The sequence below is a fragment of the Novosphingobium album (ex Liu et al. 2023) genome (assembly GCF_029076845.1).
Taxonomy (GTDB): Bacteria; Pseudomonadota; Alphaproteobacteria; order Sphingomonadales; family Sphingomonadaceae; genus Novosphingobium.
This window is the reverse complement of sequence record NZ_JARESE010000049.1, coordinates 40,927-65,535: the sequence shown is the minus strand read 5'-3', so window position 1 is coordinate 65,535 and position 24,609 is coordinate 40,927. Positions and strand designations below refer to the sequence as shown.

Genomic DNA, 24,609 nt, shown 5'->3' with positions numbered 1-24,609 from the left:
CTTGCGGCGCTATCGGATAATTGGGATAAAATCGGCCAAGATATTCGAGAAAGTTGAATGGTTGATCTCGTCCCGCCCAGCCTCGATCACTTGCGCGTGTTCCTTGCCGTCGTCGAGGAAGGCAGCTTCAACCGCGCCGCGCAAAAGCTGGGGCGGGCGATCTCGGTGGTCAGCTATGCCGTCGCCCAGCTCGAAGCGCAGCTCGACGTGCGCCTGTTCGATCGCGAAGGCTCGCGCCGCCCGCGCCTGACCACGGCGGGGCAGGCGCTGCTGTCCGAGGCGCACGCGGTGTCCGACGATGTCGATGCGCTGCTCGCCAAAGTGCGCAGCCTGCGCCAGGGGCTGGAGGCCGAACTCTCGCTGGCAGTGGACGTGATGGTGCCCGGCGATGCGCTGGCCCGCCTGCTGCGCGATTTCCAGGCGATGTTTCCCAGCGTCCCGCTGCGCCTCCATGTCGAGGCGCTGGGCGGGATCGCCGCCCTGGTGCTCGATCGCCGCGCCACGCTGGGGATCGCGGGGCCCGACATCCTCGACCTGCCCGAACTGGAACGCGAGGCAGTGGGCGCGGTCGAGCTGGTGCCGGTGGCAGCGCCCGATCACCCGCTGGCCCGGATGGCGCGGATCGCGCCGGGCGAAGCGCGCAAGCACTTGCAGCTGGTCCTGACCGATCGTTCGCCGCTTACCGCCGGGCGCGATTTCTCGGTGTTCAGCCCGCGCTCGTGGCGGCTGGCGGACCTTGGCGCCAAGCACGCGCTGCTGCGGCAGGGCATCGGCTGGGGCTCGATGCCGCGCCACGCGGTGCGCGAGGATCTGGCCAGCGGCGCGCTGATCGAGCTGGCGCTGCCCGAACGGCCGGCGATGGACTATGCGCTGGTCGCGCTCTGGCGCAAGGATGCCCCACCCGGCCCCGCCGCCATCTGGGTGCTCGACGCGATGCGCGAACGGCTGGCGGCCGGCGATGGACAATGCCCGCGATAGGCACATGCGCCCCAGCCGGCGATTGCCAACCCCGGCCCGCATCCCCACCTTGCCCGCATGACCGCAACCCGCCTGTTCGATCGCGCCGTGATCCGCCTGTCCCCCCGCGAGGGGAGCGGCGAGGATGTCGCCGATTTCCTCCAGGGCCTCGTCACCAATGATGTGAAAGGCGTGCTGCCGGCTTGGGCCGCGCTGCTGAGCCCGCAAGGCAAGGCGCTGTTCGATTTCATCGTCTGGCCGGCGGGCGATGACCTGCTGATCGATTGCGAGGCCGCCGCGGCCGACCTTCTGGCGCGGCGCCTTTCACTCTACCGCCTGCGCCGCGCGATCGCCATCGCGCGCGACGATACCCTGGCGGTGCACTGGCGCCCGCACACCGGCGACGGCGCGGCCAGCGATCCGCGCCTGCCGGCGCTGGGCGAACGCTGGATCGCCCCGGTCGACGAAACCGACGAAAGCGCCGATGCCGCCTGGCGCGCGCATCGCCTGGCGCTCGGCGTGGCCGAAGGACAGGCCGAGCTGGGGCAGGACGCGACGCTATGGCTCGAATGCAACGCGGTCGAGCTGAACGGCGTGAACTTTGCCAAGGGCTGCTACGTGGGGCAGGAAAACACCGCGCGGATGAACTGGCGGCAGAAGGTCAACCGCCGGCTGATCGTCGTGCCGCTGGGCCGTTCGGACGAGAAGCGCCGCCGCGCCGCCTATCCCGAACTGGCCCTCGCGGTCGATCATTTGCGGATCGAGGATATCGATCCCGCGCTGGCACCGGACTGGCTCAAGCTCGCTTGAGGTATTGCTCCGGCCCCGGATTCCGGCGCGCGCGCGTGCCGGCGCCATCGGGCCGCGCGGAATTTTCCGACAGCACCGCCACATAGAGCATCGCGGGCGCTTCCCCGCCGCGCCCGGTGCTGAAGCGCGGGCGGGTTTCCCCGGTGGGCTTGAAGCCGGTGCTTTCCAGCACGCGCGCCGATGTCTCGTTATCCGCGAAATGGCGCGCGACGATCTGGCGATGGCCCAGCATCCGCGCCTGCGCCAGCACCGCGCGCACCGCTTCGGCCGCATAGCCCTTGCCGCGATGGGCCCGCACGATCCAGTAGCCCAGTTCCACATCGTCGCCATCGCGCCCCAGCCCGATCCCGCCGACCAGGCGCGGGCCGCCGAAGCTTCGCGCATAGATGAAGAAGTTGGGCAGCAGCCGGTGGCGTGGCCGCGCGAGGTATTCGCGCGCCTCCTCGGCCGTGCCCGGCAGCGGCGCGAGCGCAAGATTGCGCAGGACCGCGTCATCGCGCAGCACCGCCAGCAATTCGTCCAGATCTTCCGGCCAGCCTGGCCGGAGGAAAAGCCTCTCCGTGCGGATGAACATTGTGTCTTTCCATCCTTCTTCCCGCATGACGGACCATGGCGGAAGCAGGCGCGGATTGCACGACAATTGCGTCAGGATGGGCAGCGCGCGCGATGCCCCGGAAGGGGGCCTGACGCGGCCCCCTCGCCCGGTTCGAAGCGCCTCTTCAGGCCGCCATCGAAAGCGGCTCGTCGCCATCGAAATCGCACGGCGCATCCAGCGAGAGCGCGTATTCGACCGTCTGCGCCAGCGCCTTGCGCCCCTCGCTGTAACGCTCGGCCCGAAAGCCGGTCGGGCGGAAGCCAGCCTTAAGCAGCACCCGGCCCGAGGCCGGATTGTCCGCGAAGTGGCCGGCGACGATCCGCCTGTGGCCCAGCATCCGGGCGAGCGGCAGCACGGCACGGGCCGCCTCGCTGGCATAGCCCCGGCCCCAGTGCGCGCGCGCGACCCAGTAGCCCAGCTCGACTTCGCCGCGCTCGCGCCGCGAAAGCCCGATGCAACCGATAACCGGCGCCTGGGGCACATCCGGCAGCGTCATCAGGAAATGCGGCAAATGCCGCTCCTGCGCCTGTTGCGCGAACTGGCGGGCGTGATCCTCGGTATAGGGCCACGGCACGGTCGCGAGGTTGCGCACGATCGCCTCGTCGGCGATGCCCGCGCGGATCTCGCGCCAGTCCTCGGCCCAGGGCGGGCGCAGGAACAGCCTTGGGCTGCGAACGAACATGCGAATTCCTCCACTCGTCTGCCCCGCGCCGGCCGCTTAGGCGACGCGGATTACACTGGCGTTACGGCAGTTTACGACGCGGAACGCATTTCCACGCGGATCGTGCCGGCAAAGTGAGGGAGACACGAAAAAAGGGAGCGGGACTGGCCCTCTCCCTTCACGCTGGCCGGGCTTCAGTGCGTCCGGCAGGGCCAATCCCGCAGGATGGCCCCGTCATCGACCATCCGATTATTCGGCGGCTTCCGCCATGGCGTCTACCGAGACGTATTTACGGCCCAGCTTGCCATCGTGGAAACGCACGCGGCCCTCGGCGAGGGCGAACAGCGTATGATCCTTGCCCATGCCGACATTGACGCCGGGATAGACCTTGGTGCCGCGCTGGCGAATGATGATGTTGCCGCCGACCACTTCCTGACCGCCGAACTTCTTCACGCCGAGGCGACGGCCCGCGGAGTCGCGACCGTTACGCGATGAACCGCCAGCTTTCTTGTGTGCCATCTCGTACTACTCCAGATCTTATTCGGCGTCGGCCGCGGGGGCTTCGACGGCGGGAGCTTCCGCTTCGCCAGCGGGCTTGGCGGCGGCCTTCTTCGGCTTGGCGGCCTTCTTGTCCTCGCCACCGACCGAGAGGATGCGCAGCAGCGTCATCTGCTGGCGATGGCCGGCCTTGCGGCGATAGTTGTGGCGGCGACGCTTCTTGAAGACGATCACCTTCTCGCTCTTCGCCTGCGCGATGATCTCGGCCGAAACCGTGACACCCGCCGCGTCGGCGATCTCGCCTTCGCTGCCGGCGAGCAGGACGTCGCCCAGAGTGATCGTCTCACCGGCTTCACCCGCCAGCTTCTCGACCGCGATCTTGTCTCCGGCGGCAACCCGATACTGCTTGCCGCCCGTGCGCACTACTGCGAACATGGTGCCCTTACCTAAATCCAATTGCCCGAAAACGAGCCGAAACAACCTGCCCCGGCCGCTGTGAAACCGAAGAAGGCCGAAACGGCCTTGATCGGGTATCCTTGCGGGCGACGCGCCGGACACCCCGTGTGGGCACGGGGGCCGGAAAGAGAGGTGCCGTTAGTCGAACGTCCCGGCGCTGTCAACGGGGGACCGGGCGTTTGAATCGGATTCACCGCGCTTGCGGCTGCATCGGATCCGCCGCGCTTGCGGCAGGGCCCCGGCCTGCCTGCTCCGACCAAATCCGGCTCGCGATCCGTGGCGGCCATGCTATGGCAGGCGCCATGGCCCGCGCTCCTGCCCGTCTCACCCTTCTGGTCCTGCCGATTCTCGTCGCCGCCTGCGCTTCCACCGGGGACTATCCCTCGCTCGCGCTGCGCGATGCCGAGCGAGTCGCGCTCACCGCGCAGCCGGTTCCCGGCGAAGGCGCGCCCACGCCCGTCCCGCCGCCGGCCAGCGCCGACCTGCAGGCGCGGCTCGCCGGCCTGCTGGCCGGCGCCGGCAAGGGCCATGCCGCGTTCGAGGCCAGGCGCGGCACCGCCGAACGCGCGGTCAGCGCCGCGCGCGGCGCGGGTGTCGCCAGCGAAACGTGGATTTCCGCGCAAGTCGCGATCGCCGATCTGGAAGCGGCGCGCAGCACCGCCGTCACCGCCCTGGCCGAGCTTGACCAACTCTACGTCGCCGAGCGCGACGCTGGCGCCGGAGCGCCGCCTTCGCCCTCCGCGCTCGCCATCGCCGAGGCGCGCAACCGGATCGATGCCATGGTGAGCGAGGAGAATCAGGCCATCGACGGCCTTGCCGCCCGGCTGCGCGGCTGAACCCACCGGCAGGAAATGACCCCTCCCCCCTTGCGAGGAATGACCCCTCCCCCCTTGCGAGGGAAGGGGTCCTTCAGGCGGGCAAGAGCCCCCCGCCCCTGTCGAACGCGAAGATGGCGTCGGCAGCCGGAGCGGCCGCTGCCACGCGCCCGACCATCCGCCCGAAGTGTCACTATGCGCGCTGTGTCGTGATCGTCGCTTCGTCGCGATGGCCTTTGGGGCCTCGCCCCGACCGTGCCAGTCTCACGGCCGAAGCGAAGCCCACGCGAAACGCTTTGCGCCCCTCGCCGGCCAGCGCCTTGACCGATATCAAACGAAACGAAGATTCGCGCCGCGCCGGCCCGCTCAGCCCCAGCGGCGGATATCCTCGAAATCCTCGGCGCGCGGCTCGATCCAGCGCCATGCGCCATGCGCCTTCTCACGCTTCCAGAACCAGCTTTCGGACTTGAGGTGATCCATCGCGAAATCCGCGGCGGCAAAGGCATCGCGGCGATGGCGCGCGGCGGCGGCGACCAGCACGATCGGATCGCCCGGGTGCATCACGCCGGTGCGGTGGACGATCAGCAGCCCGTCCAGCGCCCAGCGCGCGCGCACGCGCCCGGCCAGATCGCACATCGCGGGCAGCGTGATCGGATCGTAGTGCCGCAGTTCCAGCGCCTCCACCCCGTCGCCCGCGCGCACTTGCCCGATGAAGCCGACCACGCCGCCCGCCGCGCGATGGGCATCGGTGAAGGCGCCCAGCGCCGCCGCCGGATCGAAGCTTTCGGTCAGCAGCCTGACGTCGCTGGCGCCTGCGTCCATGTCAGCCACCGCTGACCGGGGGCAGGAAGGCGATCTCGTCCCCGTGGCTGAGCGCCGGCGCATCGCCGCCCGCCAGCAGCACGCCGTTGACCGCCAGCCTGATCCGGGGCTCGCGCAGCGCCGCCGCCAGTTCCGGTTCGAGCGCGGCCAGCACGCCCTCGATCGAATCGGCCCCGGCCACCTCGCGGTCGGGCGCGCCGGCCACGTCTTCAAGCCGCCCCAGGAACACCAGCTTCAACGGCATGAACCTAACCGCCGGTCATCGACATATGGCGTGAAAGCGCGGGCGCCTGCCCGTGCCCATCGATGGCGAAGTGGTGGCGCGCCGGCTTGATCCGCATCGCCAGATCGAGCGCCGCGTCCAGCCGGCCTTGCGGATCGTCCGAGCGCAGCGCGGCGCGCAGATCGACTTGCTCGTTGCCGCCAAGGCAAGCGTAGAGCTGCCCCGTGGCGGTCACGCGGATGCGGTTGCAGCCCTCGCAGAAATTGTTGGTCAGCGGCGTGATCAGGCCCAGCCGGCCGCCAGTTTCGGCCACGTCGACATAGCGCGCAGGGCCGCCGCTGCGATGCTCGCTTTCGGTCAGCGTCCAGCGCCGTTCCAGCCGGTCGCGCACCGCCGAGAGCGGCAGGTAGTGATCGAAGCGGTCTTCCTCGATCTCGCCCAGCGGCATCACTTCGATCAGCGTCGCCTCGAAGCCCTGCCCGTGCGCCCAGGCGACGATTTCGGGAAGCTCATCCTCGTTGATGCCCTTGAGCGCGACGGTGTTGAGCTTGACCCTGAGCCCGACGGCCCTCGCCGCCGCCAGCCCTTCGAGCACTTGCGCCAGCGAATCGCGGCGCGCCAGCCGGACGAACCGATCCCGGTCCAGCGTATCGAGCGAGACGTTGATGCGCCGCACCCCGGCCGCGAACAGGTCCTCGGCGAATTCGGCCAGGCGCGTGCCATTGGTGGTCATCGTCAGCTCGTCGAGCCCGTCTCCCACCTTGCGGCCCAGTGCGCGCACCAGCTCCATCATGTCGCGCCGCACCAGCGGCTCGCCGCCGGTCAGGCGGATCTTGGTGATGCCCCGGGCAATGAAGCCGAGCGCGAGATCGTGCAGCTCCTCAAGGCTCAGCACGTCCTTGCGCGGCAGGAAGGTCATCCGCTCGGGCATGCAATAGGCGCAGCGCAAGTCGCAGCGGTCCGTCACCGACAGGCGCAAGTAGGTGATCCTGCGCTGGAACTGGTCGACAAGGAGAGTGGGGCCGGTCATGGCGACTGATATAGCACCGGCCCGGCGCCATTACCATCGAGCGGCAAGAGCTGCCCGGTCATGCCCGGCGCGCCGGCAAGCCAGGCGTCCGCCGCGCGAATCGCCGTGGCATCGTCGCTCTCCAGCGCATTGACCCTGAGCGGCGCATGTTCGCGCGCCAGCGCCTGCACCGCCGCGAGCCGCCAGGCGCGATGCGCATGGCCAGCCGGCGGGAACACCAGCGTGAGGTCTTCGCCCCGGCCCAGCGCGGCCAGCGCCTGGGGAAGCAGGCTGGCATGGAACGCGGCGGCGGCATCGAGCGGCCCTTCCGGCAGGCTTTCCACGCGCAGCATGGGCATCACCGGCGCTCGCGCGTCAGGGTTATGCCGATGTGCTCGCCATTCTCGCTGATCGCCAGCTTGACGATCTTGACCGTCACCGCCTCGATCCGCCCGTCCTGCAGGAACAGCGTCTCGCAGACATGATCGGCCACCGCCTCGATCAGCTTGAAATGCATCCCCGGCGGAAACGCCTCGGACGCGGCGAACTTCAGGTCCATGTAGTTCTTGCTGGCGGAAAGCGGCGTATCGGGCGCGTAGCGCGGGATCGGCTTCAGCCTGGCGGCGATCGAGATGCGCAGCGGCTGGGGCTGGCCGGTCTCTTCCGAATAGATCCCGGTCAGGACATCGACTTCGAAATCGGCGACTTCAAGGATCAGGCTGTCGGCCAAAGCGCTCTTTTCCGGCTGGAGGACAAGAGCCGCGCTTGGCATTTCGCGGCATCGAAGTCCAGTCCGGGGCCGTCAGCCGGGCAGATGCAGCAGCGCCTCGCCCATGCGGATCGGCCTGCCCTCGGCAATCCCGGGCGCGGGCGCGAAGCTGGCGGGCGCGAGCACGACGATGGTCGAGCCATGCTCGAACCAGCCCATTTCCTCGCCCTTGGCGAAACGCGCGGCCGACGGGCGGACGCCTTCGCCGCCGGCACGCACGTTGCGCCCGGCATCGAGCCAGGGCAGGCGGATGCTGGCGACCAGCACCGCCGCGACCGGGACCAGCATCAGCCGGTGCCCGCCCCGGTCCAGCCGCACCGCGATCGGCGCGCGCTCGTTGCGGCAGAACAGGCGCTCGACGCGCTTCAGGGCGATCGGATTGACGTTCCAGGTATCGCCCGAGATGTAGCGCACCTGCTCCACGGCCAGGTCATGCGGCGCGTGGAAGCGGTGATACATGCCCGCCGTCAGCCGCAGCGTCACATACCAGCCGTCGCGGAACGATTCCGCCTCTTCGGCGCTGCCGACCAGATCGGCCAGCGCATAGGGCATCCCCTTGATCTGCAGGGCGGTGCCTGCCGCGACTCGCCCGAACGCGCCGACGATGGCGTCGCTGGGGCTGGCCAGCACCATGGGATCGGCATCGACCGCGCGCGCGCCTTCGCGCAGGCGGCGAATGAAGGCGGCGTGCAGGCTGGGAAAGCGGGATTCGGCCGCATCTGTCAGATCAACGTCACAAAACAAGCGCCATAGGGCGAGCGACGCATCGCGCACCGGCGGCGTCTCCAGCTTGCTGAACCAGCCCATGAAGCGGGTCAGCGCGTGGCGGGGAATGCGGTTGGTGAGGAGGAAATTGAGGTCCTCCCGCGCGCCGATGCGGCTCAAGGCGGAACGCAGGCTCATCGCTGGCCTCTCCGCCGCGCTGGAGGATAGGGAATTTGAACAGGAAAACGCTGCTTGCCGCGCTGCTCGGCGCCGCCGGAACGCTGATCGCCGCCGACAAGGCGCGCGCGCGGCTGCAACTGTCGCGGGCCAAGCACCGCTCGCTCGCCGGCCATTCGCGCATGGCCAAGCGCGTGGCCGGGCTGATGCCGAACTACGCCTTCGATCGCGCCGCCTTCTTCCGCGCCGATGACGCACCTGATGCCGTGGCGCAGGCGCGCGAGGCCGGCTTCGCGCGACTGTCCGCGCTCTATGCCGAACGCTTCGCGAAGACCGCAGCCTATACCGCCCAGATCCGCGACGGCATTCCCGACATCCAGTTCACCAGCACTTACCGCGTGCCGTTCCAGTTCAGCCCGGTGGTGCGCGAATGCCTTTCGGCCGGCAACTTCTACGAAGCCGCCGAAGGCGTGATGCTGACCGATCTGGACGGCAACCGCTTCTATGATCTCACCGGCTCCTATGGCGTGAACCTGCTGGGCGTCGACACCTATCGCCGGCTGGTGGCCGAAGGCGAGGCGACGACCGCGAAGCTGGGGCCGACGCTGGCCGGGCTGCACCCGGTGGTCGCCGACAACGTGCGGCGCTTGCAGGCGATCTCGGGCCTCGAGGCGGTCTCGTTCCATATGTCGGGCACCGAGGCGGTGATGCAGGCGGTGCGGCTGGCGCGCTATCACACCGGGCGCACGCATCTGGTGCGCTTCGCCGGTGCCTATCACGGCTGGTGGGGCGATGTGCAGCCCGGCGTCGGCAACCCGATCCCGGCCGACCACACTTACACGCTCGCCGACATGAGCGAGCAGAGCCTCAAGGTCATCGCCAGCCGCAGGGATATCGCCTGCGTACTGGTCAACCCGCTGCAGGCGCTGCACCCCAACCGCAACGCGCCGGGCGATTCGACGCTGGTGACGGGCCGGAGCGACGGGCGCGTATCGCGCGAGGACTATGCCGCCTGGCTCGCCCGGCTGGCCGGCGTGTGCAAGGCGGCGGGCGTGCCGCTGATCGTCGACGAGGTGTTCACCGGCTTCCGCCTCGCGCGCCATGGCGCCTGCGAGTATTTCGGCCTGAAGCCCGACATGGTGACATACGGCAAGACGCTGGGCGGCGGACTGCCGGTGGGCGTGCTGTGCGGCCGGGCCGACCTGATGAAGCGCTTCCGCGAGGATCGCCCCGCCGACATCTGCTTCGCGCGTGGCACGTTCAACTCGCACCCTTACGTCATGGGCGCGATGGACGCCTTCCTGCGGCACATGGAAACGCCCGAGGGCAAGGCGCTGCATGACGGCATCGACGAGTGCTGGGACGCGCGGGCGACACGGCTCAACGCCCGGCTTGCGGCCGAGGGCCTGCCGGTGCGCGTCGCCAATCTCTCGACGATCTGGACGGTGTGGTACACGCAGGCGTCGCGCTATCACTGGATGCTCCAGTTCTACTTGCGCGCCGAGGGGCTGGCGCTGAGCTGGGTCGGCAGCGGCCGGTTCATCTTCAGCCTCGCCTATACCGAGGCCGATTTCGCCGAAGTCGAGGAACGCTTCGTGCGCGCGGCGAAAGCGATGGCGGACGACGGCTGGTGGTGGAGCGGCGAAGCCAACGCCGCGCCCAAGCTGAACCGGCGGCTGGTGCGTGAATTCTTCGATGCGCGGTTGCGCAAGCACTGAAATCGGGCCCTCGTCACTGCGCGGCCAATGGCCCAAGCAATCCAGAGCGATCATGCCGCGATGCTCTGGATTGCGGCCCGGGCTCGTCCTCCTCGCAATCGCGAAGAGGACGCCCGACAGTCTGTCAGCCCGCCTTGGCGGAGCGGCGGTTTTCGATGCCGGCGCGCACCAGCTTGCCGGGCGAGCGGCAATAGAGGCGGAAATCGTTGAACGGGTCGGTGAGGATCTTGGCACCCCACACCAGCCCGGTCTCGATGTCGCGGATGAAGAACAGCTGCACCACCCGGAACACGAGACCGCCCGCGCCCAGCACCAGCCACATCAGGCCGACATGGCGCGCGAATTCCTCGAAGCCGACATGCGGCTCGAACACGCCGAACAGCGTTGGATCGATCAGCAGCACCAGCGGGCTCAGCGCCCACAGGCCCATCAACACGACCTTGCGGGCAAGGTTGTAGCCGACCTTGATCTCTTCCTTGTGCTCGTGCGTGCAATCGTTGACGTAGTCGTAGTCGCGCGGCTCGAAGAAGAAGTGGCCGGCCTGCCGGCTCGTCATCGCCACGCCCCAGGCCAGCAGCGCGGCCAGCGCCGGGTCTTTCCACACCAGCACATAGGCGGTCAGGAACGTGACCGCGCTGACGAAGTGCAGGCTCTGGTTGATCAGGCTGTGATGGTAATAGCGGTGGTCGTCCCAGCGCTGCTCGCGCAGGGTTTCGCGGAAACTTTCGATCTTCTGTCCCATGGGTGTGGCAGCTCTCGCTTGAAGGTTCAGCCCGGCAATTTGCCGTATCGTAGAAGCGAAAAATGTCCGAGCGGCGGCAGCGGCCGATGCTCGATCAGCGTGACGCGCGGATGCGCGCGCGCCCAGGCCTCATAGCGGCTCATCGGGAACTCGGTGCGCCAGCCGAGCCGGCTGGTCAGCGGCATCAGCGCCTTCTCGATCCCGCCGCGCACGCCCTTGTTGGCGCCAATCCGGGTCGTGATGATGATCTCGCCGCCCGGCTTGAGCACGCGGACGAATTCGTCGAGCGCGGCTTCCGGGTTGGGCACGGCGGTGACGACATACTGCGCCACCACGACATCGAAGCTGTCCGCCTCGTAGCGCAGGTTCTCGGCGTCCATCACCGCGAGATCCTCGACATTGTCGAGCTTCTGCTCACGCACCCGGTCGCGCGCCTTGTCGAGCATGGCATCGGCGATGTCGATGCCGGTCAGCTTCAGCCGCCGGTCATAGAGCGGCAGCGAGATGCCGGTGCCCACGCCGACTTCGAGCACGCGCCCGCCGACGGCTTCCGCCGCCTCGATCGCCTGCTGCCTGCCCGACTTGAAGACATTGCCGAAAACGAGATCATAAACGGGCGCCCAGCGGTCATAGGCCGCAGCGACACCCTCGGTCCGCATTACTGTGTCCACGCAGAACTCCTTGTCAGGAAGGCGTCATGAATGGGCAATGTTTCAGTTGTGCGTCATGCCGGATCAGCGCGCAAAAATTTCAGGGGTTGCGCCAGCGCGCGAAAATTGCCGTGGGCAGCAGCCGGGCGCCCTCGCCCTCCTCGCGCACCGCCAGTTCGCCGTGCTCGACCGTGCCGGGCAAGTCGGCGAACAGCTCGGCCAGCAGGCCGGCCAGCGCCAGCGAGGACATGCGCACGGCATAGACGGTGAGGAACAGGAAGCGGCTTTGTGCATCGAGCAGCCGGCGGCAATCGGCCACCAGCGCCGGCAGATGCTCTTCCAGCCGCCAGGTCTCGCCATTCGGGCCGCGCCCGAACTTGGGCGGATCGAGGATGATCCCGTCATAGCGCCGCTCGCGCCGCACTTCGCGCGCGGCGAACTTGGCCGCATCGTCAACCAGCCAGCGCACCGGGCGATTCTCCAGCCCCGAAAGCGCCGCGTTCTCGCGCGCCTGCGCCACCGACTTCTTCGAGGCATCGACATGCGCCACCGGCCCCGCCCCGCTGAGCGCCAGCGTGCCGACGCCGGTGTAGCCGAACAGATTCAGGGTGGAGAGTCCCTGTCCGCCCTCAGGGCCGGTGCCGCGCGCGGGGGACGGCGCGGCCGGCCCCGATCCGACGCCATCCAGCATCTCGCGCATCCAGTCCCACACCGGCGCCATGTCGGGAAAGAAGCCCAGGTGGCGGAACGGCGTGCATTGCGCGGTGAACTTCACCTCGCGCCAGGCCAGCGGCCAGCTTTCGGGAACCGGCTTGTCGAACTGCCAGCGCCCGCCGCCGTCCTCGTCGGAGCCGGGCACGAATTCGCCATGCGCGTCCCAGTCCGTCAGGCGCGGCGTCCACAGCGCCTGCGGCTCGGGCCGGATGAAGCGATAGGGGCCATAGCGTTCCAGCTTGCGGCCATGGCCCGAATCGACCAGCCCATAGTCCGCCCAGCCCTCGCCGGTGAGAATCAGGGGCTGTTGCGCGAGGCCGGCCATCAGCCCTTGGGAACCGCGTGCTCCGCCACATAGGCCGTCACCGCCGCGTAATCGCCGGGCAGATCGACGCAGCGTTCCTCGCGCTCGAACAGGTCGCCCACCCGCACGGGCAGCGAGGGGCGCTGGCCCGTGGCGCGCTCGACCGCGTCGGGGAACTTGGCGGGATGCGCCGTCGCCAGCGTCACCACCGGCACGCCCTTGTCGATCCCGGCGCCGCGCGCCGCGTGGACGCCGCAGGCGGTGTGCGGGTCGATCAGCTCGCCGCATTCCTCCCAGGCCCAGCGAATCGCCTGGCTCATCTCGTCGGCATCGGCCCGCGCGCTCGTGAACAGCGCCGCCGCGCCTTGCGCCTGCGCATTGGTGAGCTGCATCGTCTTGGTCGCCTCGAACCCCGCCATCTGCGCGGCGAGCGCGGCCCCGTCGCAGCCGCCGAGATCGAACAGCAGCCGCTCGAAGTTCGAGGAGACCTGGATATCCATCGAAGGCGCGGCGGTGGGCGTGACGGTGCCTTGTGAATAATCGCCGCTGGTCAACGCACGGTGGAGGATGTCGTTGACGTTGGTGGCGACGATCAGCCGTTCGACCGGCAGGCCCATCTTCGCAGCGACGTAGCCGGCGAAAACGTCGCCAAAATTGCCGGTCGGCACCGAGAAGGCGACCGGGCGGTGCGGCGCGCCAAGCTGGAGCCCGGCGGCGAAGTAATAGACCACTTGCGCCATCAGCCGCGCCCAGTTGATCGAATTCACCGCGCCGATGGCGAAGCGGTCGGTCATCGCCGCATCGTTGAACATGCGCTTCACCATCGCCTGCGCATCGTCGAAGCTGCCTTCGATGGCGATGTTGTGCACGTTGGGCGCCAGCACCGTGGTCATCTGCCGGCGCTGCACCTCGCTCACCCGGCCCCGCGGGTGGAGCATGAAGATATCGACCTTGGCGCGGCCCGCCACCGCGTCGATCGCCGCCGATCCGGTATCGCCGCTGGTCGCGCCCACGATCGTCAGGTTACGGTCCGACCGGCCGAGGAATTCCTCGAACAGCAGCCCGAGCAATTGCAGCGCCACGTCCTTGAACGCCAGCGTGGGCCCGTGGAACAGCTCCAGCAGCCACTGCTGCTCGTCGAACTGGCGCACCGGCGTCACCGCCTTGTGCGCGAAGCGGCCATAGGCGGCGCGGCACAGGTCCAGCAGGCGTTCGCGCGTCAGGCTTTCGCCGACGAACGGGGCCATGACGGTGGCGGCAAGCTCCGCGTAAGGCCGCCCGGCCATCGCCGCGATCTCGGCCTCGGTGAAGCGCGGCCATTCGCGCGGCACATAGAGCCCGCCGTCCGACGCCAGCCCGGCCAGCGTCGCGCCTGCGAAATCGAGCGCCTGCGCGCTTCCCCGGGTGCTGACATAATCCATTGCGAAGCGCGGTTAGCCGCGCACGCGCGCGGTGGCAATCGCTTCCGGCAGCGCGGGCCTATTCACTGGCGGTTCGCACGCCGGGGACGCATCGATCAGGCCAGCGCCAGCGCGCTGCATCCCGCACCGATTCGCGCTGGGCATCGCGACCACCAGCATATCGACCGATAATCAGGTGCGCGGCGTTCCGGGCGCGGCGTTCCAGCGCTTGCGCAGCGCCAGCGCATAGATCACCAGCGCGGTGAGCGCGAACAGGAACCACTGGACGGCATAAGCCAGGTGGTTGTTGGGGATCTCCGCCGGATCGGGCGGCGCGTTGGCCTCCAGCCCCGCCAGCGGCGGATCGGCGACCAGGCGCGGGCCGGGCGCGAGGATGCCGCGCACTTCGCCGCCTTGCCAGCCGAGCCCAGCCGCCGGCTGGCGCGACCAGCCCAGCACGACGCGGGCCGTGCCGCCGCCGGGCAAGGCGCAGTCCGCCACTTGCGCCACCCCCGCCTCGCCGCGAGCGCTGCGCCCGGCGATGCTGGTGCGATCGAGCACCTTGCCGCAAAGTACTCGCGCATGGCGATAGAGCGCGGCTTGGGCTGCTTGCGCGTCCGCCGGCCATGGCACTTCGGCGGACGTCGCCTGCGCGGCGGCATAATGCGCGAGCAGCGCTTCCTTTTCGTGCAGGCGCCGGATCTGCCAGAAGCCGAGCGCGATCATCGTCGCGACCGCGGCCAGGACCAGCAGGGTCGCGAAAACAGGCACGCGCCGCATCACTCGTCCCTCGGCCGGCCCTCGCCCGCGCGGCGCTGGTATTCGGCGGCCAGCAGCGCCGCTTTGCCCGCGCGCAGCCCACCGACCACCGCCAGCGTCGTCAGCGGCACCCAGAGCAGGATATGGACCCAGAACGGCGGTTCGAACGAAAGCTGCACCCAGATCGCCAGCACCGCGATCAGCGCGCCGACGATCAGCGTGAGGAAGGCCGCCGGCCCGTCACCCACGTTGAACCCGGAAAAATCCAGCCCGCAGACGCGGCAGCGCGGGGCGAAGCTGGCAAGGCCGCCGAACAGCGTGCGCGCGCCGCAGCGCGGGCACAGACCGAAAAGGGCAGCCGAGGCGATCCCCGGCTGCCCTGCGTGTTCTGGTTCGGTATCGGCCACGGAACGCGCCGGCCGTCAGTGCGTCGGGTAGCCCCAGCCACCCCAGACATAGACCGCGACGAAGAGGAACAGCCAGACCACGTCGACAAAGTGCCAGTACCAGGCGGCGGCTTCGAAGCCGAAGTGCTGGCGCGGCGTGAAATCACCCTGATAGGCGCGCACCAGGCAGACGATCAGCATGATCGTGCCGACGATGACGTGGAAGCCGTGGAAGCCCGTCGCCATGTAGAACGCCGAGCCGAAGGTGTTCACGCCGAACGGGAACGGCGCGTGGATATATTCGTAAGCCTGGATCGAGGTGAACAGCATACCCAGCAGCACCGTGGCCCACAGGCCCTTCTTCAGCCCGTCGCGATCGCCGTGGATCAGCGCGTGGTGCGCCCAGGTGACCGTGGTGCCCGAGCAGAGCAGGATCAGCGTGTTGAGCAGCGGCAGGTCGAAGGCGTCCATCACCGCCTCGATGCTCTTGGGCGGCCACTGGCCGCCGACCGTCTCGGCGATCGTCGAGGGGAACAGCGAGAAATCGAAGAAGGCCCAGAACCAGCCGACGAAGAACATCACTTCCGAAGCGATGAACAGGATCATGCCATAGCGCTGGTGAAGCTGGACCACCGGGGTGTGATCGCCGGCGTGCGCTTCCTTCACGATCTTGGAGAACCACGCGAACATCGAGGCCAGCAGCAGCGCCAGGCCCAGCCAGGGCACGAAGTGGCCACCCGGCATGTCGTGCATGAACAGCACCATGCCCGAGGTGAAGGTGAAGGCGCCAATCGTGGTCAGCAGCGGGACGATGTCCGGCGGAAGAATGTGGTAATCGTGGTGCTTGGTTCCGGCCATGATGCCTTCGTCCCCGTCTCTCGAATGCCTGCGGCGCGGAAGCCGCGATGGTTAGCCCGTGCGCCCCTTAAACGCCCGACCCGGTACGGTCCAGTGCCTTTGCGCCGCTGTCCGCCGAGGGGTGGAATGTGTAGCTCAGCGTGATCTGCTCGACGTCCTTCGCATCGGGATCGTCAAGGATGGCCGGGTCTACATAGTAAAGCACGGGCATACGCACTTCCTGCCCGGGCTTGAGTGTCTGCTCGGTGAAGCAGAAGCACTGTATCTTGTTGAAATATTTGCCGACATATTCCGGTTCGACATTGAACGTGGCCATGCCGGTGATCGCATGGTCAGACGTGTTCTTCGCCCAGAACAGCGCCATGTCACGCGCGCCGATGGAGATCGTGTCGGTCACCTGCAGCGGCTTGAACTGCCAGTCCATGCCACGCTCGACATTGGCGTCGAAGCGGATCGAGATCGTGTGCCCGGTGACGGAAACGCTGGCGGCCTTGGCCTCGTCGGCGCGCTGGGTGGTGCCGTCGAATCCCGTCACCTGGCAGAACATGCGGTAAAGCGGTACCGAGGCGAAGCCGAGGCCCAGCATCGCGCCCGCCATGGCCAGCGCGATCACGCCCACTCGCTTGTTGCGTTTGTGCAGGGTTCCAACGGCCGGCATCAGCCCATCTTCGCGATCGAGATGAAGAACACCAGCACGACGAAGGCGGCCAGCAGCAGCCCGAGCACGCGATTGCGGCTGCGGCGGATGCGCTCGGGGTCCGGTCCCTCGGTCATGCGCCCACCAGCCGATCCACCACCAGCGCCGCGAACAGCGCGAAGAGGTAAAGCACCGAATAGGCGAAAAGCTGCTTTTCCGGCTTCATCCGGTCATCCGGGCCAGTCCGTTCGCGCAGCCCGACGCGCAGCGACAGCGCCAGGAACAGCAACGACAGCGCGAAAGCCGACGCGCCATAGACCATGCCGGCACCGCCGACCCACCAGGGCAGGACGCTGAGCGGCAGCAGCAGGACGGCATAGATCAGGATCTGGCGCCGCGTGACCTTCTCGCCCGCGACCACCGGCAGCATCGGGATACCCACCTTGGCGTAATCGCTTTGCACGAACAGCGCGAGCGACCAGAAGTGCGGCGGCGTCCAGAAGAAGATGATGGCGAACAGCAGCACCGGCATCAGCGTGATCTGGCCCGTGGCCGCGACCCAGCCGATCAGCGGCGGGAACGCGCCGGCACCGCCGCCGATGACGATGTTCTGCGGTGTGCGCGGCTTGAGCCAGATCGTATAGACCACCGCGTAATAGACGATCGAGACGGCCAGGATGCCGGCGGCCAGCCAGCCGATCGCCAGCCCCATCAGCAGCACCGATCCGACCGAGAGCGCCACGCCGAAATCGCGCGCGTCGGTGCGGCCGATCCGCCCAGTGGGCAGCGGCCGCGCGGCGGTGCGCTTCATCCCGGCATCGAGATCGGCTTCCCACCACTGGTTGAGCGCGGCGGCGCCGCCCGCGCCCACCGCGATGCACAGGATCGCGGTGAAGGCCAGCACCGGATGAATCCGCTCGGGCGCGGCGATCAGCCCGCACAGCCCGGTGAAGATCACCAGGCTCATCACCCTGGGCTTGGTCAGCGCGAAGAAATCGCGCCAGTCGGCCGGGATATGCTTTGCGGTTGTCGTCGCGGTCATGGCTGCCTGTCGATCCTACACCCTTGCCGGTTCATTGCGAGGCACAAATCCGGGGCACCCATGGCGGGGCCCCGGATTGGCGTGCGCGGATCGCGATGACCGGGCAAGGCCGGGCTCAGTGATGCGCAGTCGCCTCGATCACCGGCAGCGTTTCGAACTGGTGGAACGGCGGCGGGCTCGACAGTGTCCATTCGAGCGTCGTCGCGCCTTCGCCCCAGTAGTTGCCTTCCGCCTTCTTGCCGGCGGTGAATGCATAGGCGATGTTGATGAACCAGATCACCAGCGAAGCCGCCATGATCATGTAGCCATCGGTGGCCACCGAGTTCCACTGCGCATAGGCTTCGGCGTAATCGGGATAACGGCGCGGCATACCCTGCAGCCCGAGGAAGTGCATCGGGAAGAAGATCATGTTCACGCCCACGAAGAACACCCAGAAGTGGATGTGCGCGAGCAGTTCGGAGTGCCAGCGGCCGCTCATCTTCGGGAACCAGTAGTAGAACCCGGCGAAGAGCGCGGTCACGGCGCCAAGCGAGAGCACGTAGTGGAAGTGCGCGACGACGTAATAGGTATCGTGCAGCACGTCATCCACGCCGCCGTTCGCCAGCACGACGCCGGTGACGCCGCCGACCGTGAACAGGAAGATGAAGCCCATCGCCCAGACCATCGGCGACTTGAACTCGACCGAACCGCCCCACATCGTCGCGATCCACGAGAAGATCTTGATGCCGGTGGGCACCGCGATGACCATGGTGGCGGCAGTGAAGTACATCTTCGTGTTCACCGAAAGGCCGGTGGTGTACATGTGGTGCGCCCACACGATGAAGCCGACCACGCCGATCGCGACCATGGCGTAGGCCATGCCGAGGTAGCCGAACACCGGCTTCTTCGAGAAGGTCGAGATGATCTGCGAGATGATGCCGAAGCCGGGCAGGATCATGATGTAGACTTCGGGGTGGCCGAAGAACCAGAACAGGTGCTGGTACAGGATCGGATCGCCGCCGCCGGCCGGATCGAAGAAGGTGGTGCCGAAGTTGCGATCGGTCAGCAGCATGGTGATCGCCGCGGCGAGCACGGGCAGCGAAAGCAGCAGCAGGAACGCGGTGACCAGCACCGACCACACGAACAGCGGCATCTTGTGCATGGTCATGCCCGGCGCGCGCATGTTGAAGATGGTGGTGATGAAGTTGATCGCGCCCATGATCGAGCCGGCACCGGCAAGGTGCAGCGCGAAGATGCCGAAATCGACCGCCGGCCCGGTGGAGCCGTACGTCGAAAGCGGAGCGTAGACCGTCCAGCCGGTGCCCGCGCCGTTGCCGAGGCCGCCGGGCACGAAGGCCGAGGTCATCAGCGAGAGGAAGCCGGCAACGGTCAGCCAGAACGAGATGTTGTTCATGCGCGGGAACGCCATGTCCGGCGCGCCGATCATGATCGGCACGAACCAGTTGCCGAAGCCGCCGATGATCGCGGGCATGACCATGAAGAACACCATGATCAGGCCGTGCGCGGTGATCAGCACGTTCCAGGTGTGCAGCGTCGCGTTGAAATCCGGGTTGGTCGCGCCGAACCAGCGGGCGAAGGTATCAAGGTACTGGATGCCCGGATGGGCCAGTTCCAGCCGCATCATGCCCGAGAAGGCGCCGCCCACGATCCCCGCGAAGATCGCGAAGATCAGGTACATCGTGCCGATGTCCTTGTGATTGGTCGACATGAACCAGCGGGCGAAGAACGCCGGCTTGTGATCATGATCGGCGTGGCCGTGGTCATCGCCGTGGGCCTGGAAGTGTTCTGCGGTGGTTGCCATGATTCTGGGACCTGTGTCTGCGATTTCGGGCTTAGGCGGCGGGAGCCGCGGAAGCATCCGCGGCCGGAGCTTCGGAAGCATCTGCGGCCGCGTCGGCCGTGGCATCGGCCACGGGAGCGGCGGCGGCCGGAGCCGCTTCGGGCTTCTTCTGCCCGTCGATCACACCGCCCGCGTGCGTCAGCACCCAGGCGTTGTACTTGTCGCGCGGCAGCGCCTCGACCGCGATCGGCATGTAGCCGTGCTTGACGCCGCACAGTTCGGAGCACTGGCCGTAATAGACGCCCGGCTTCTCGACGAAGAGCACCTTCTCGTTGATGCGGCCGGGAACGGCGTCGAGCTTGAACCACAGCGAGGGCACGGCGAACGAGTGGATCACGTCGGCCGCGGTGATCTGCAGGCGGATCGGCTCACCCACGGGCACCACCATGCGGTTGTCCACTTCCAGGTGCGAAGGACCGTCCCAGGGCTTGGAGCCGACGTCGCGCACGCCGTTGTTGATCGTCGGCTGGCCGGGCACGTTGAGCATGTTGGAGACGACTTCGAAATCGCCGTTGTCGGGATAGCCGTAAGTCCAGAACCACTGGTTGCCCGTGACCTTGATGGTCAGCGCCTTGGCCGGCGCCGGCTTGAACTGCTTGGCCAGCAGGTCGATCGAGGGGACCGCGATGCCGATCAGGATCAGCACCGGAACCAGCGTCCAGATCACTTCGATCAGCGTGTTGTGGCTGGTCTTCGACGCGACCGGATTGGCGCGGCGGTTATAGCGCACGATGACGATCAGCAGCAGCACCAGCACCAGCACGCAGATCACGGTGATGATCGGCAGCAGCACCACGTTGTGCATCCAGTGGCCATATTCACCGAGCGGAGAATACTGCTGCTGCAGGCCGATGGCGCCATCGACCGGCATCCCCACGCCCTCGATCGGCTTCAGCGGCGTGTAGGAACCGGCGGCGGCGGCGACCGGAGCGGCGGCGTCAGCCGCGGGCGCGGCCGCATCGGCGGTGCTGGTCACGGCGGGGGCGGAAGCTGCTGGCGCGGGCGCGACGGCAAGGGCCGCCTGCGGCGCGAGGGCCAGTGCAAAAGAGAGCCCCAGAGCTTTCAACGCCTGGCTTGCGGCACGTGCTATTTCGCCGGATTTCATCGTTTTCCCGCTTCCGTTTCCCTTGACGGCGCACGGGAATCCTGACCCCGACGCGCACCCCGTTAGTGAGGATATGATACCCCTTGCGCCGGGCCTATACGCGCGCTTGCGGCGCGTCTCAAGCGCCTCTAGGGGAATTTTTGGGCGAGCGCGCCGCGCGCCTGCCCCATATCGCTCCAAAACGGCCCGAAGGAACAGGTTCACGATGAACGAGGAAGAGGTCCTCGCCGAATTCCGCGCCAGCAAGGCCCTGCTGGAAGGACACTTCCTGCTGTCGTCCGGCCGGCACAGCGCGCACTACCTGCAATGCGCCCGAGTCCTGATGAACCCGGATCGCGCCGCGCGGCTGGCGGTGGCGCTGGCCGCGAAGCTGCCGAACGAAGTGCGCCGGCAGATCGACAAGGTGGTCTCCCCCGCGATGGGCGGCGTGATCATCGGCCAGGAGATGGGCCGCGCGCTGAAAGTGGATGCGATGTTCGTCGAACGGCCCGAAGGCACGTTCGAGCTGCGGCGCGGCTTCTCGCTCGAACCGGGCGACAAGGTGCTGATGGTCGAGGACGTGGTGACGACGGGCAAGTCCTCGCGCGAGGCGATCGCCGCGATCGAGGCGGCGGGCGGCAAGGTCATCGCCGCGGCCGCGCTGGTCGATCGGTCGGCCGGCACGGTCGATCTGGGCGTGCCGTTCCACCCGCTCGTCGCGATCAACTTCCCGACTTACGCGGTCGACGCGCTGCCGCCCGAACTGGCGGCCACGCCGGCGGTCAAGCCCGGCAGCCGCGCGCAGCCGTGAACGACCAGCCCGGCATGAACGCCCCCCTGCCCGCGCCGCTTCCCCGGCCGTTGCCCTTGCGCCTTGGCGTCAACATCGACCACGTCGCCACCATCCGCAACGCGCGCGGGGGCGACCATCCCGATCCGGCGCGCGCGGCCGAGATCGTCGCGCAGGCCGGCGGCGACGGCATCACCGTGCACTTGCGCGAGGACCGGCGCCATATCCGCGACGAGGATCTGGCCCGCGTCCAGTCGGCCACCGGCCTGCCGCTCAACCTGGAAATGGCAGCGACCGACGAGATGGTGGCGATCGCGCTGCGTCACGCGCCGCACGCCGCCTGCATCGTCCCCGAAAAGCGCGAGGAGCGCACCACCGAGGGCGGGCTCGACGCGGCGGGGCTGCACAACCAGCTCGCGCCGATCGTGGCCCGGCTTTCCGACGCCGGGGTCCGCGTCAGCCTGTTCATCGCGCCCGAGCCGCGCCAGATCGAGGCGGCGATGAAGCTGGGCGCGCCGGTGGTCGAATTCCACACCGGCGAATATGCCCATGCCACCGGCGCCCAGGTGGCGGTGGAGCTGAAGCGCATCGCCGACATGGCCGCGCTCGCCGTCAGGAACGGTATCGAACCGCACGCCGGCCATGGCCTGACTTACGAGAACGTCCAGCCGATCGCGGCGATCCCGCAACTGGCCGAGCTGAACATCGGCCATTACCTGATCGGCGAGGCGATCTTTACCGGGCTGGAGGCCAGCGTGCGGCGAATGCGCGACCTGATGGACGCGGCGCGGTGATCATCGGCCTCGGCTCGGACTTGTGCAACATCGAGCGCATCCAGGCCTCGCTGGATCGATTCGGCGAGCGATTCGAACTGCGCGTCTTCACCGAGATCGAGCGGGCCAAGGCGCAGCGGCGCCAGCTGACCCGCGCGGCGACCTACGCCAAGCGCTTCGCCGCCAAGGAAGCCTTTTCCAAGGCCATCGGCACCGGCTTTCGCGCCGGGGTGTTCATGAAGGACATCGGCGTGGTCAATGCCCGCAGCGGCGCGCCGACGCTGGCGCTGACCGGCGGGGCGGCGGCGCGACTCGCCGCGCTGACGCCGGCCGGCCATGAAACGCTGGTTCACCTCACGCTCACCGACGACCACCCATGGGCACAAGCCTTCGTGGTGATCGAAGCGAGACCTTTATGAGCGAAGCGCAAAGCGAACCGGCGGCCCCGGGCGCGGCCAAAGAAGAACGGATCGACTGGCTGGCCGAATTGCGCGGGCTGGCGCTGATGCTGCTGGCGGTGCTGGGCTTCCACAGCCTGGTCGCCAAGCAGTTCTACATCCCCTCGATCTCGATGATGCCCAACCTGCTGGTGGGCGACCGGCTGGTGGTGAGCAAGTACCCCTATGGCTGGAACTGGTCGTCGATGAGCTTTCACCTGCTGCCGCGCGGCACCTGGCGGATTTTCGGCGGCACGCCCGAATATGGTGACATCGTCATCGTCGTGCCGCGCAATCGCCGCGATGACCTGATCAAGCGCGTCGTCGCCCTGCCCGGAGACAGGATCGCGGTGCGCAACGGCCAGATCATCCTGAACGGCAAGCCGGTGCCCCAGCATGTCGAGCCCGATCTGGAGTTGGCGGTGGACCAGAGCCAGCCTTGCGACGATATGACTTTTCCCGGCCTCAAGGCGCGGCTGCCTTCGGGCCGCGAGGTGTGCGAGCTGCCGGTGCTGCGCGAAACCATGCCCAACGGGGCGAGTTACCTGATCATCGACCATCGCGACCAGGAGCTTGATCATTTCCCCGAGATCACCGTGCCCGCTGGCCACGTCTTCCTGATGGGCGACAACCGCGATCATTCCGCCGACAGCCGCGAGCCGCTGGCGGGCAACGGCCTGGGCGGTCCGGTGCCGCTGTCCGACATTGGCGGACGCGCCGAATTCCTTACCTTCTCGCTCGACGGCAGCCAGAGCCTCAATCCGCTGACCTGGTGGTCGGCGCTGCGCGGCGGCCGGGCGGGCACCAGCCTGCGGCCCCGCGTCGAACCCAACGGGACCGCGCGCTGATGGCCGCCGGCCCCGGCAGCGACGAGCGGCCCGGCCCGCGTCACCGCGCCGGGCCCACCGATATCGCCGATCCGGTGATCCGGCAGGAAGTGCGCCGCGCCTTCGTCTGGCTGGGCATGGCGGCACTGCTGGCGCTGGCGGTGTTCCTTTCGCAATCGCTGCTGGTGATCTTCGGCGGCATCGTCTTTGCCGCGCTGATCGACGGCGGCGCGCGGCTGCTGGGGCGGGTCTTGCCGAGCCCGCGCGGCTGGCGGGTGGCGATCGTGCTGATCGCGGCCGTGCTGTTCCTGGCCTGGACCGCGCGCTTCGCCGGATCGCAGATCGCCCAGCAGGCGGCCGAGCTGCCCGCGACGATCCAGACCCAGTTCTTCCGCGCGCTGGACTGGCTGCGCGGCCACGGCATCGTCATCAACGTGGGCAACGTGCAGGAACTGGCCCCGCAGGCGATGGGCGGCATCGGCCAGGTGACGCGCGCGGTCGGCGGGCTGATCGGCGCGTTCACCACGCTGTTCCTGATCCTGGTGCTGGGCATCTATTTCGCGCTGGAACCCCGGCTGTACCGGCGCGGCGTCGCCTGGATGATGCCGGCCGACCGGCGCGCCTATTTCGAAGGCACCGCCCAGATCATGGGCTTCAAGCTGCGCCGCCTGCTGTTCGGCCGTCTGCTGGGCATGACCGTGGAAGGCGTCGCCACCTGGCTCATGCTGCAGGTCTACGGCGTGCCGATGGCCGCGCTGCTGGGCCTGATCACCGGGCTGCTGGCCTTCCTGCCCAATATCGGCGCGCCGATTTCCGGCTTCATCATGGTGATGGTCGGCTTTTCGGGCGGGTTCGACATGGGCATCTACACGATCGTGGTCTACCTGGTGGTGCAGACGGTGGACGGCTACCTGATCGTGCCGATGATCGCACGCAAGACGGCGGACCTGCCGCCCGCACTGGTGCTGGCCGCGCAGCTCATCATGGGCGTGCTGTTCGGCATCCTGGGCCTGGCGCTGGCCGATCCGCTGGTGGCGATGATCAAGGTCTGGCTGGAACGCGGCGCGGCACGCCACGATCCGGCGGCGGCCGGCATGGACCCGGATCTTGCCGAACCTGGCCCCGAGCCGGCGCCGGACGCGGCCTGACGC

The 24,609-nt window shown here is 68.2% G+C and carries 29 protein-coding genes and 1 pseudogene; 9 read left to right on the top strand and 21 right to left on the bottom strand.

The genetic code is table 11. The features are described 5' to 3' along the window. The first annotated feature begins 57 nt into the window (after window positions 1-57). Both PYV00_RS14700 and PYV00_RS14695 read left to right on the top strand, forming a co-directional pair. On the top strand, window positions 58-978 hold the full coding sequence (locus tag PYV00_RS14700) for a LysR family transcriptional regulator (RefSeq protein ID WP_275229044.1): 921 nt from the start codon (window positions 58-60) through the stop codon (window positions 976-978). A 57-nt stretch (window positions 979-1,035) separates the two neighbouring features. Continuing rightward, complete coding sequence (locus PYV00_RS14695) at window positions 1,036-1,767, top strand: YgfZ/GcvT domain-containing protein (RefSeq protein WP_275229043.1); 732 nt, start codon at window positions 1,036-1,038, stop codon at window positions 1,765-1,767. Here PYV00_RS14695 and PYV00_RS14690 read toward each other — a convergent pair. From PYV00_RS14690 to rplU, 4 genes and pseudogenes are all read right to left on the bottom strand, one after another. After that, window positions 1,754-2,341: a GNAT family N-acetyltransferase gene (locus PYV00_RS14690; RefSeq protein WP_275229042.1), complete on the bottom strand. Its 588-nt coding sequence runs from the start codon at window positions 2,339-2,341 to the stop codon at window positions 1,754-1,756. The genes PYV00_RS14695 and PYV00_RS14690 overlap by 14 nt on opposite strands. A 145-nt stretch (window positions 2,342-2,486) precedes the next feature. Then, on the bottom strand, window positions 2,487-3,044 hold the full coding sequence (locus PYV00_RS14685) for a GNAT family N-acetyltransferase (protein ID WP_275229040.1): 558 nt from the start codon (window positions 3,042-3,044) through the stop codon (window positions 2,487-2,489). A gap of 228 nt (window positions 3,045-3,272) precedes the next feature. After that, window positions 3,273-3,542, bottom strand: coding sequence for a 50S ribosomal protein L27 (gene rpmA / locus PYV00_RS14680; RefSeq protein ID WP_260043380.1), 270 nt, complete (start codon window positions 3,540-3,542; stop codon window positions 3,273-3,275). A 30-nt stretch (window positions 3,543-3,572) separates the two neighbouring features. Next, window positions 3,573-3,956, bottom strand: a pseudogene (gene rplU, locus PYV00_RS14675) (50S ribosomal protein L21); the annotation flags it as partial. A 323-nt stretch (window positions 3,957-4,279) separates the two neighbouring features. Between rplU and PYV00_RS14670 the strand changes: the two are divergent. After that, on the top strand, window positions 4,280-4,813 hold the full coding sequence (locus PYV00_RS14670) for a hypothetical protein (RefSeq protein WP_275229039.1): 534 nt from the start codon (window positions 4,280-4,282) through the stop codon (window positions 4,811-4,813). A gap of 345 nt (window positions 4,814-5,158) precedes the next feature. Here PYV00_RS14670 and PYV00_RS14665 read toward each other — a convergent pair whose 3' ends face one another. The 6 genes from PYV00_RS14665 to asd form a co-directional block, all read right to left on the bottom strand. Continuing rightward, on the bottom strand, window positions 5,159-5,614 hold the full coding sequence (locus PYV00_RS14665) for a molybdenum cofactor biosynthesis protein MoaE (RefSeq protein ID WP_275229114.1): 456 nt from the start codon (window positions 5,612-5,614) through the stop codon (window positions 5,159-5,161). Between the two features lies 1 nt (window position 5,615). After that, a complete protein-coding gene (locus tag PYV00_RS14660) occupies window positions 5,616-5,858 on the bottom strand; it encodes a MoaD/ThiS family protein (RefSeq protein WP_275229038.1) in 243 nt (80 codons plus the stop codon). A 4-nt stretch (window positions 5,859-5,862) separates the two neighbouring features. Beyond that, on the bottom strand, window positions 5,863-6,867 hold the full coding sequence (gene moaA / locus PYV00_RS14655) for a GTP 3',8-cyclase MoaA (protein WP_275229036.1): 1,005 nt from the start codon (window positions 6,865-6,867) through the stop codon (window positions 5,863-5,865). Next, window positions 6,864-7,205, bottom strand: coding sequence for a Rossmann fold domain-containing protein (locus PYV00_RS14650; RefSeq protein ID WP_275229035.1), 342 nt, complete (start codon window positions 7,203-7,205; stop codon window positions 6,864-6,866). Before PYV00_RS14650 ends, moaA begins: the two co-directional genes overlap by 4 nt. Further along, on the bottom strand, window positions 7,205-7,576 hold the full coding sequence (locus PYV00_RS14645; protein WP_275229113.1) for a dihydroneopterin aldolase: 372 nt from the start codon (window positions 7,574-7,576) through the stop codon (window positions 7,205-7,207). The genes PYV00_RS14650 and PYV00_RS14645 overlap by 1 nt, the downstream gene beginning before the upstream one ends. Before the next feature lie 72 nt (window positions 7,577-7,648). Then, a complete protein-coding gene (asd, locus tag PYV00_RS14640) occupies window positions 7,649-8,518 on the bottom strand; it encodes an archaetidylserine decarboxylase (RefSeq protein WP_275229034.1) in 870 nt (289 codons plus the stop codon). 35 nt (window positions 8,519-8,553) lie between these two features. Between asd and PYV00_RS14635 the strand changes: the two genes are divergently transcribed. Beyond that, entirely contained in the window at window positions 8,554-10,215 is a 1,662-nt protein-coding gene (locus PYV00_RS14635) for an aminotransferase class III-fold pyridoxal phosphate-dependent enzyme (protein ID WP_275229033.1), read from the top strand. 124 nt (window positions 10,216-10,339) lie between these two features. On the opposite strand, the gene PYV00_RS14630 is transcribed toward PYV00_RS14635, so the two are convergent. From PYV00_RS14630 to coxB, 11 genes are all read right to left on the bottom strand, one after another. Continuing rightward, window positions 10,340-10,957, bottom strand: a complete 618-nt coding sequence (locus PYV00_RS14630) for a hypothetical protein (RefSeq protein WP_275229032.1) — start codon at window positions 10,955-10,957, stop codon at window positions 10,340-10,342. A gap of 26 nt (window positions 10,958-10,983) precedes the next feature. Further along, window positions 10,984-11,628: a class I SAM-dependent methyltransferase gene (locus PYV00_RS14625; RefSeq protein ID WP_275229031.1), complete on the bottom strand. Its 645-nt coding sequence runs from the start codon at window positions 11,626-11,628 to the stop codon at window positions 10,984-10,986. Between the two features lie 79 nt (window positions 11,629-11,707). After that, a complete protein-coding gene (locus tag PYV00_RS14620) occupies window positions 11,708-12,646 on the bottom strand; it encodes a class I SAM-dependent methyltransferase (RefSeq protein ID WP_275229030.1) in 939 nt (312 codons plus the stop codon). Next, entirely contained in the window at window positions 12,646-14,046 is a 1,401-nt protein-coding gene (gene thrC / locus PYV00_RS14615; protein ID WP_275229029.1) for a threonine synthase, read from the bottom strand. The genes PYV00_RS14620 and thrC overlap by 1 nt, the downstream gene beginning before the upstream one ends. A 171-nt stretch (window positions 14,047-14,217) precedes the next feature. Beyond that, window positions 14,218-14,805 (bottom strand): SURF1 family protein, encoded by a 588-nt coding sequence (locus PYV00_RS14610; protein WP_275229028.1) that lies wholly within the window; start codon window positions 14,803-14,805, stop codon window positions 14,218-14,220. Further along, window positions 14,805-15,191, bottom strand: coding sequence for a DUF983 domain-containing protein (locus PYV00_RS14605; protein WP_275229027.1), 387 nt, complete (start codon window positions 15,189-15,191; stop codon window positions 14,805-14,807). Before PYV00_RS14605 ends, PYV00_RS14610 begins: the two co-directional genes overlap by 1 nt. 15 nt (window positions 15,192-15,206) lie before the next feature. Further along, window positions 15,207-16,028, bottom strand: a complete 822-nt coding sequence (locus PYV00_RS14600) for a cytochrome c oxidase subunit 3 (protein ID WP_275229026.1) — start codon at window positions 16,026-16,028, stop codon at window positions 15,207-15,209. A 67-nt stretch (window positions 16,029-16,095) separates the two neighbouring features. Continuing rightward, a complete protein-coding gene (locus PYV00_RS14595) occupies window positions 16,096-16,686 on the bottom strand; it encodes a cytochrome c oxidase assembly protein (RefSeq protein WP_275229025.1) in 591 nt (196 codons plus the stop codon). A gap of 112 nt (window positions 16,687-16,798) precedes the next feature. Then, a complete protein-coding gene (locus PYV00_RS14590) occupies window positions 16,799-17,707 on the bottom strand; it encodes a heme o synthase (protein ID WP_275229024.1) in 909 nt (302 codons plus the stop codon). Between the two features lie 115 nt (window positions 17,708-17,822). Further along, window positions 17,823-19,508, bottom strand: a complete 1,686-nt coding sequence (ctaD, locus tag PYV00_RS14585) for a cytochrome c oxidase subunit I (protein WP_275229023.1) — start codon at window positions 19,506-19,508, stop codon at window positions 17,823-17,825. Window positions 19,509-19,539: 31 nt separating this feature from the next. Beyond that, window positions 19,540-20,652, bottom strand: coding sequence for a cytochrome c oxidase subunit II (gene coxB / locus PYV00_RS14580; protein WP_275229022.1), 1,113 nt, complete (start codon window positions 20,650-20,652; stop codon window positions 19,540-19,542). 205 nt (window positions 20,653-20,857) lie between these two features. Between coxB and pyrE the strand changes: the two genes are divergently transcribed. Genes pyrE through PYV00_RS14555 form a run of 5 tightly spaced genes read left to right on the top strand, consistent with a single transcriptional unit; the run spans window position 20,858 to window position 24,606 of the window. Beyond that, on the top strand, window positions 20,858-21,442 hold the full coding sequence (gene pyrE, locus PYV00_RS14575) for an orotate phosphoribosyltransferase (RefSeq protein ID WP_275229021.1): 585 nt from the start codon (window positions 20,858-20,860) through the stop codon (window positions 21,440-21,442). 14 nt (window positions 21,443-21,456) lie between these two features. Then, window positions 21,457-22,215, top strand: coding sequence for a pyridoxine 5'-phosphate synthase (locus tag PYV00_RS14570; protein ID WP_275229112.1), 759 nt, complete (start codon window positions 21,457-21,459; stop codon window positions 22,213-22,215). After that, window positions 22,212-22,613 carry a holo-ACP synthase gene (gene acpS / locus PYV00_RS14565; RefSeq protein WP_275229020.1) on the top strand — a complete coding sequence of 134 codons (402 nt, stop codon included), beginning with the start codon at window positions 22,212-22,214 and terminating at the stop codon, window positions 22,611-22,613. Before PYV00_RS14570 ends, acpS begins: the two co-directional genes overlap by 4 nt. Beyond that, window positions 22,610-23,479 carry a signal peptidase I gene (gene lepB, locus PYV00_RS14560; RefSeq protein ID WP_275229019.1) on the top strand — a complete coding sequence of 290 codons (870 nt, stop codon included), beginning with the start codon at window positions 22,610-22,612 and terminating at the stop codon, window positions 23,477-23,479. The genes acpS and lepB overlap by 4 nt, the downstream gene beginning before the upstream one ends. Beyond that, window positions 23,479-24,606: an AI-2E family transporter gene (locus PYV00_RS14555; RefSeq protein ID WP_275229018.1), complete on the top strand. Its 1,128-nt coding sequence runs from the start codon at window positions 23,479-23,481 to the stop codon at window positions 24,604-24,606. Before lepB ends, PYV00_RS14555 begins: the two co-directional genes overlap by 1 nt. Window positions 24,607-24,609 lie beyond the last annotated feature (3 nt).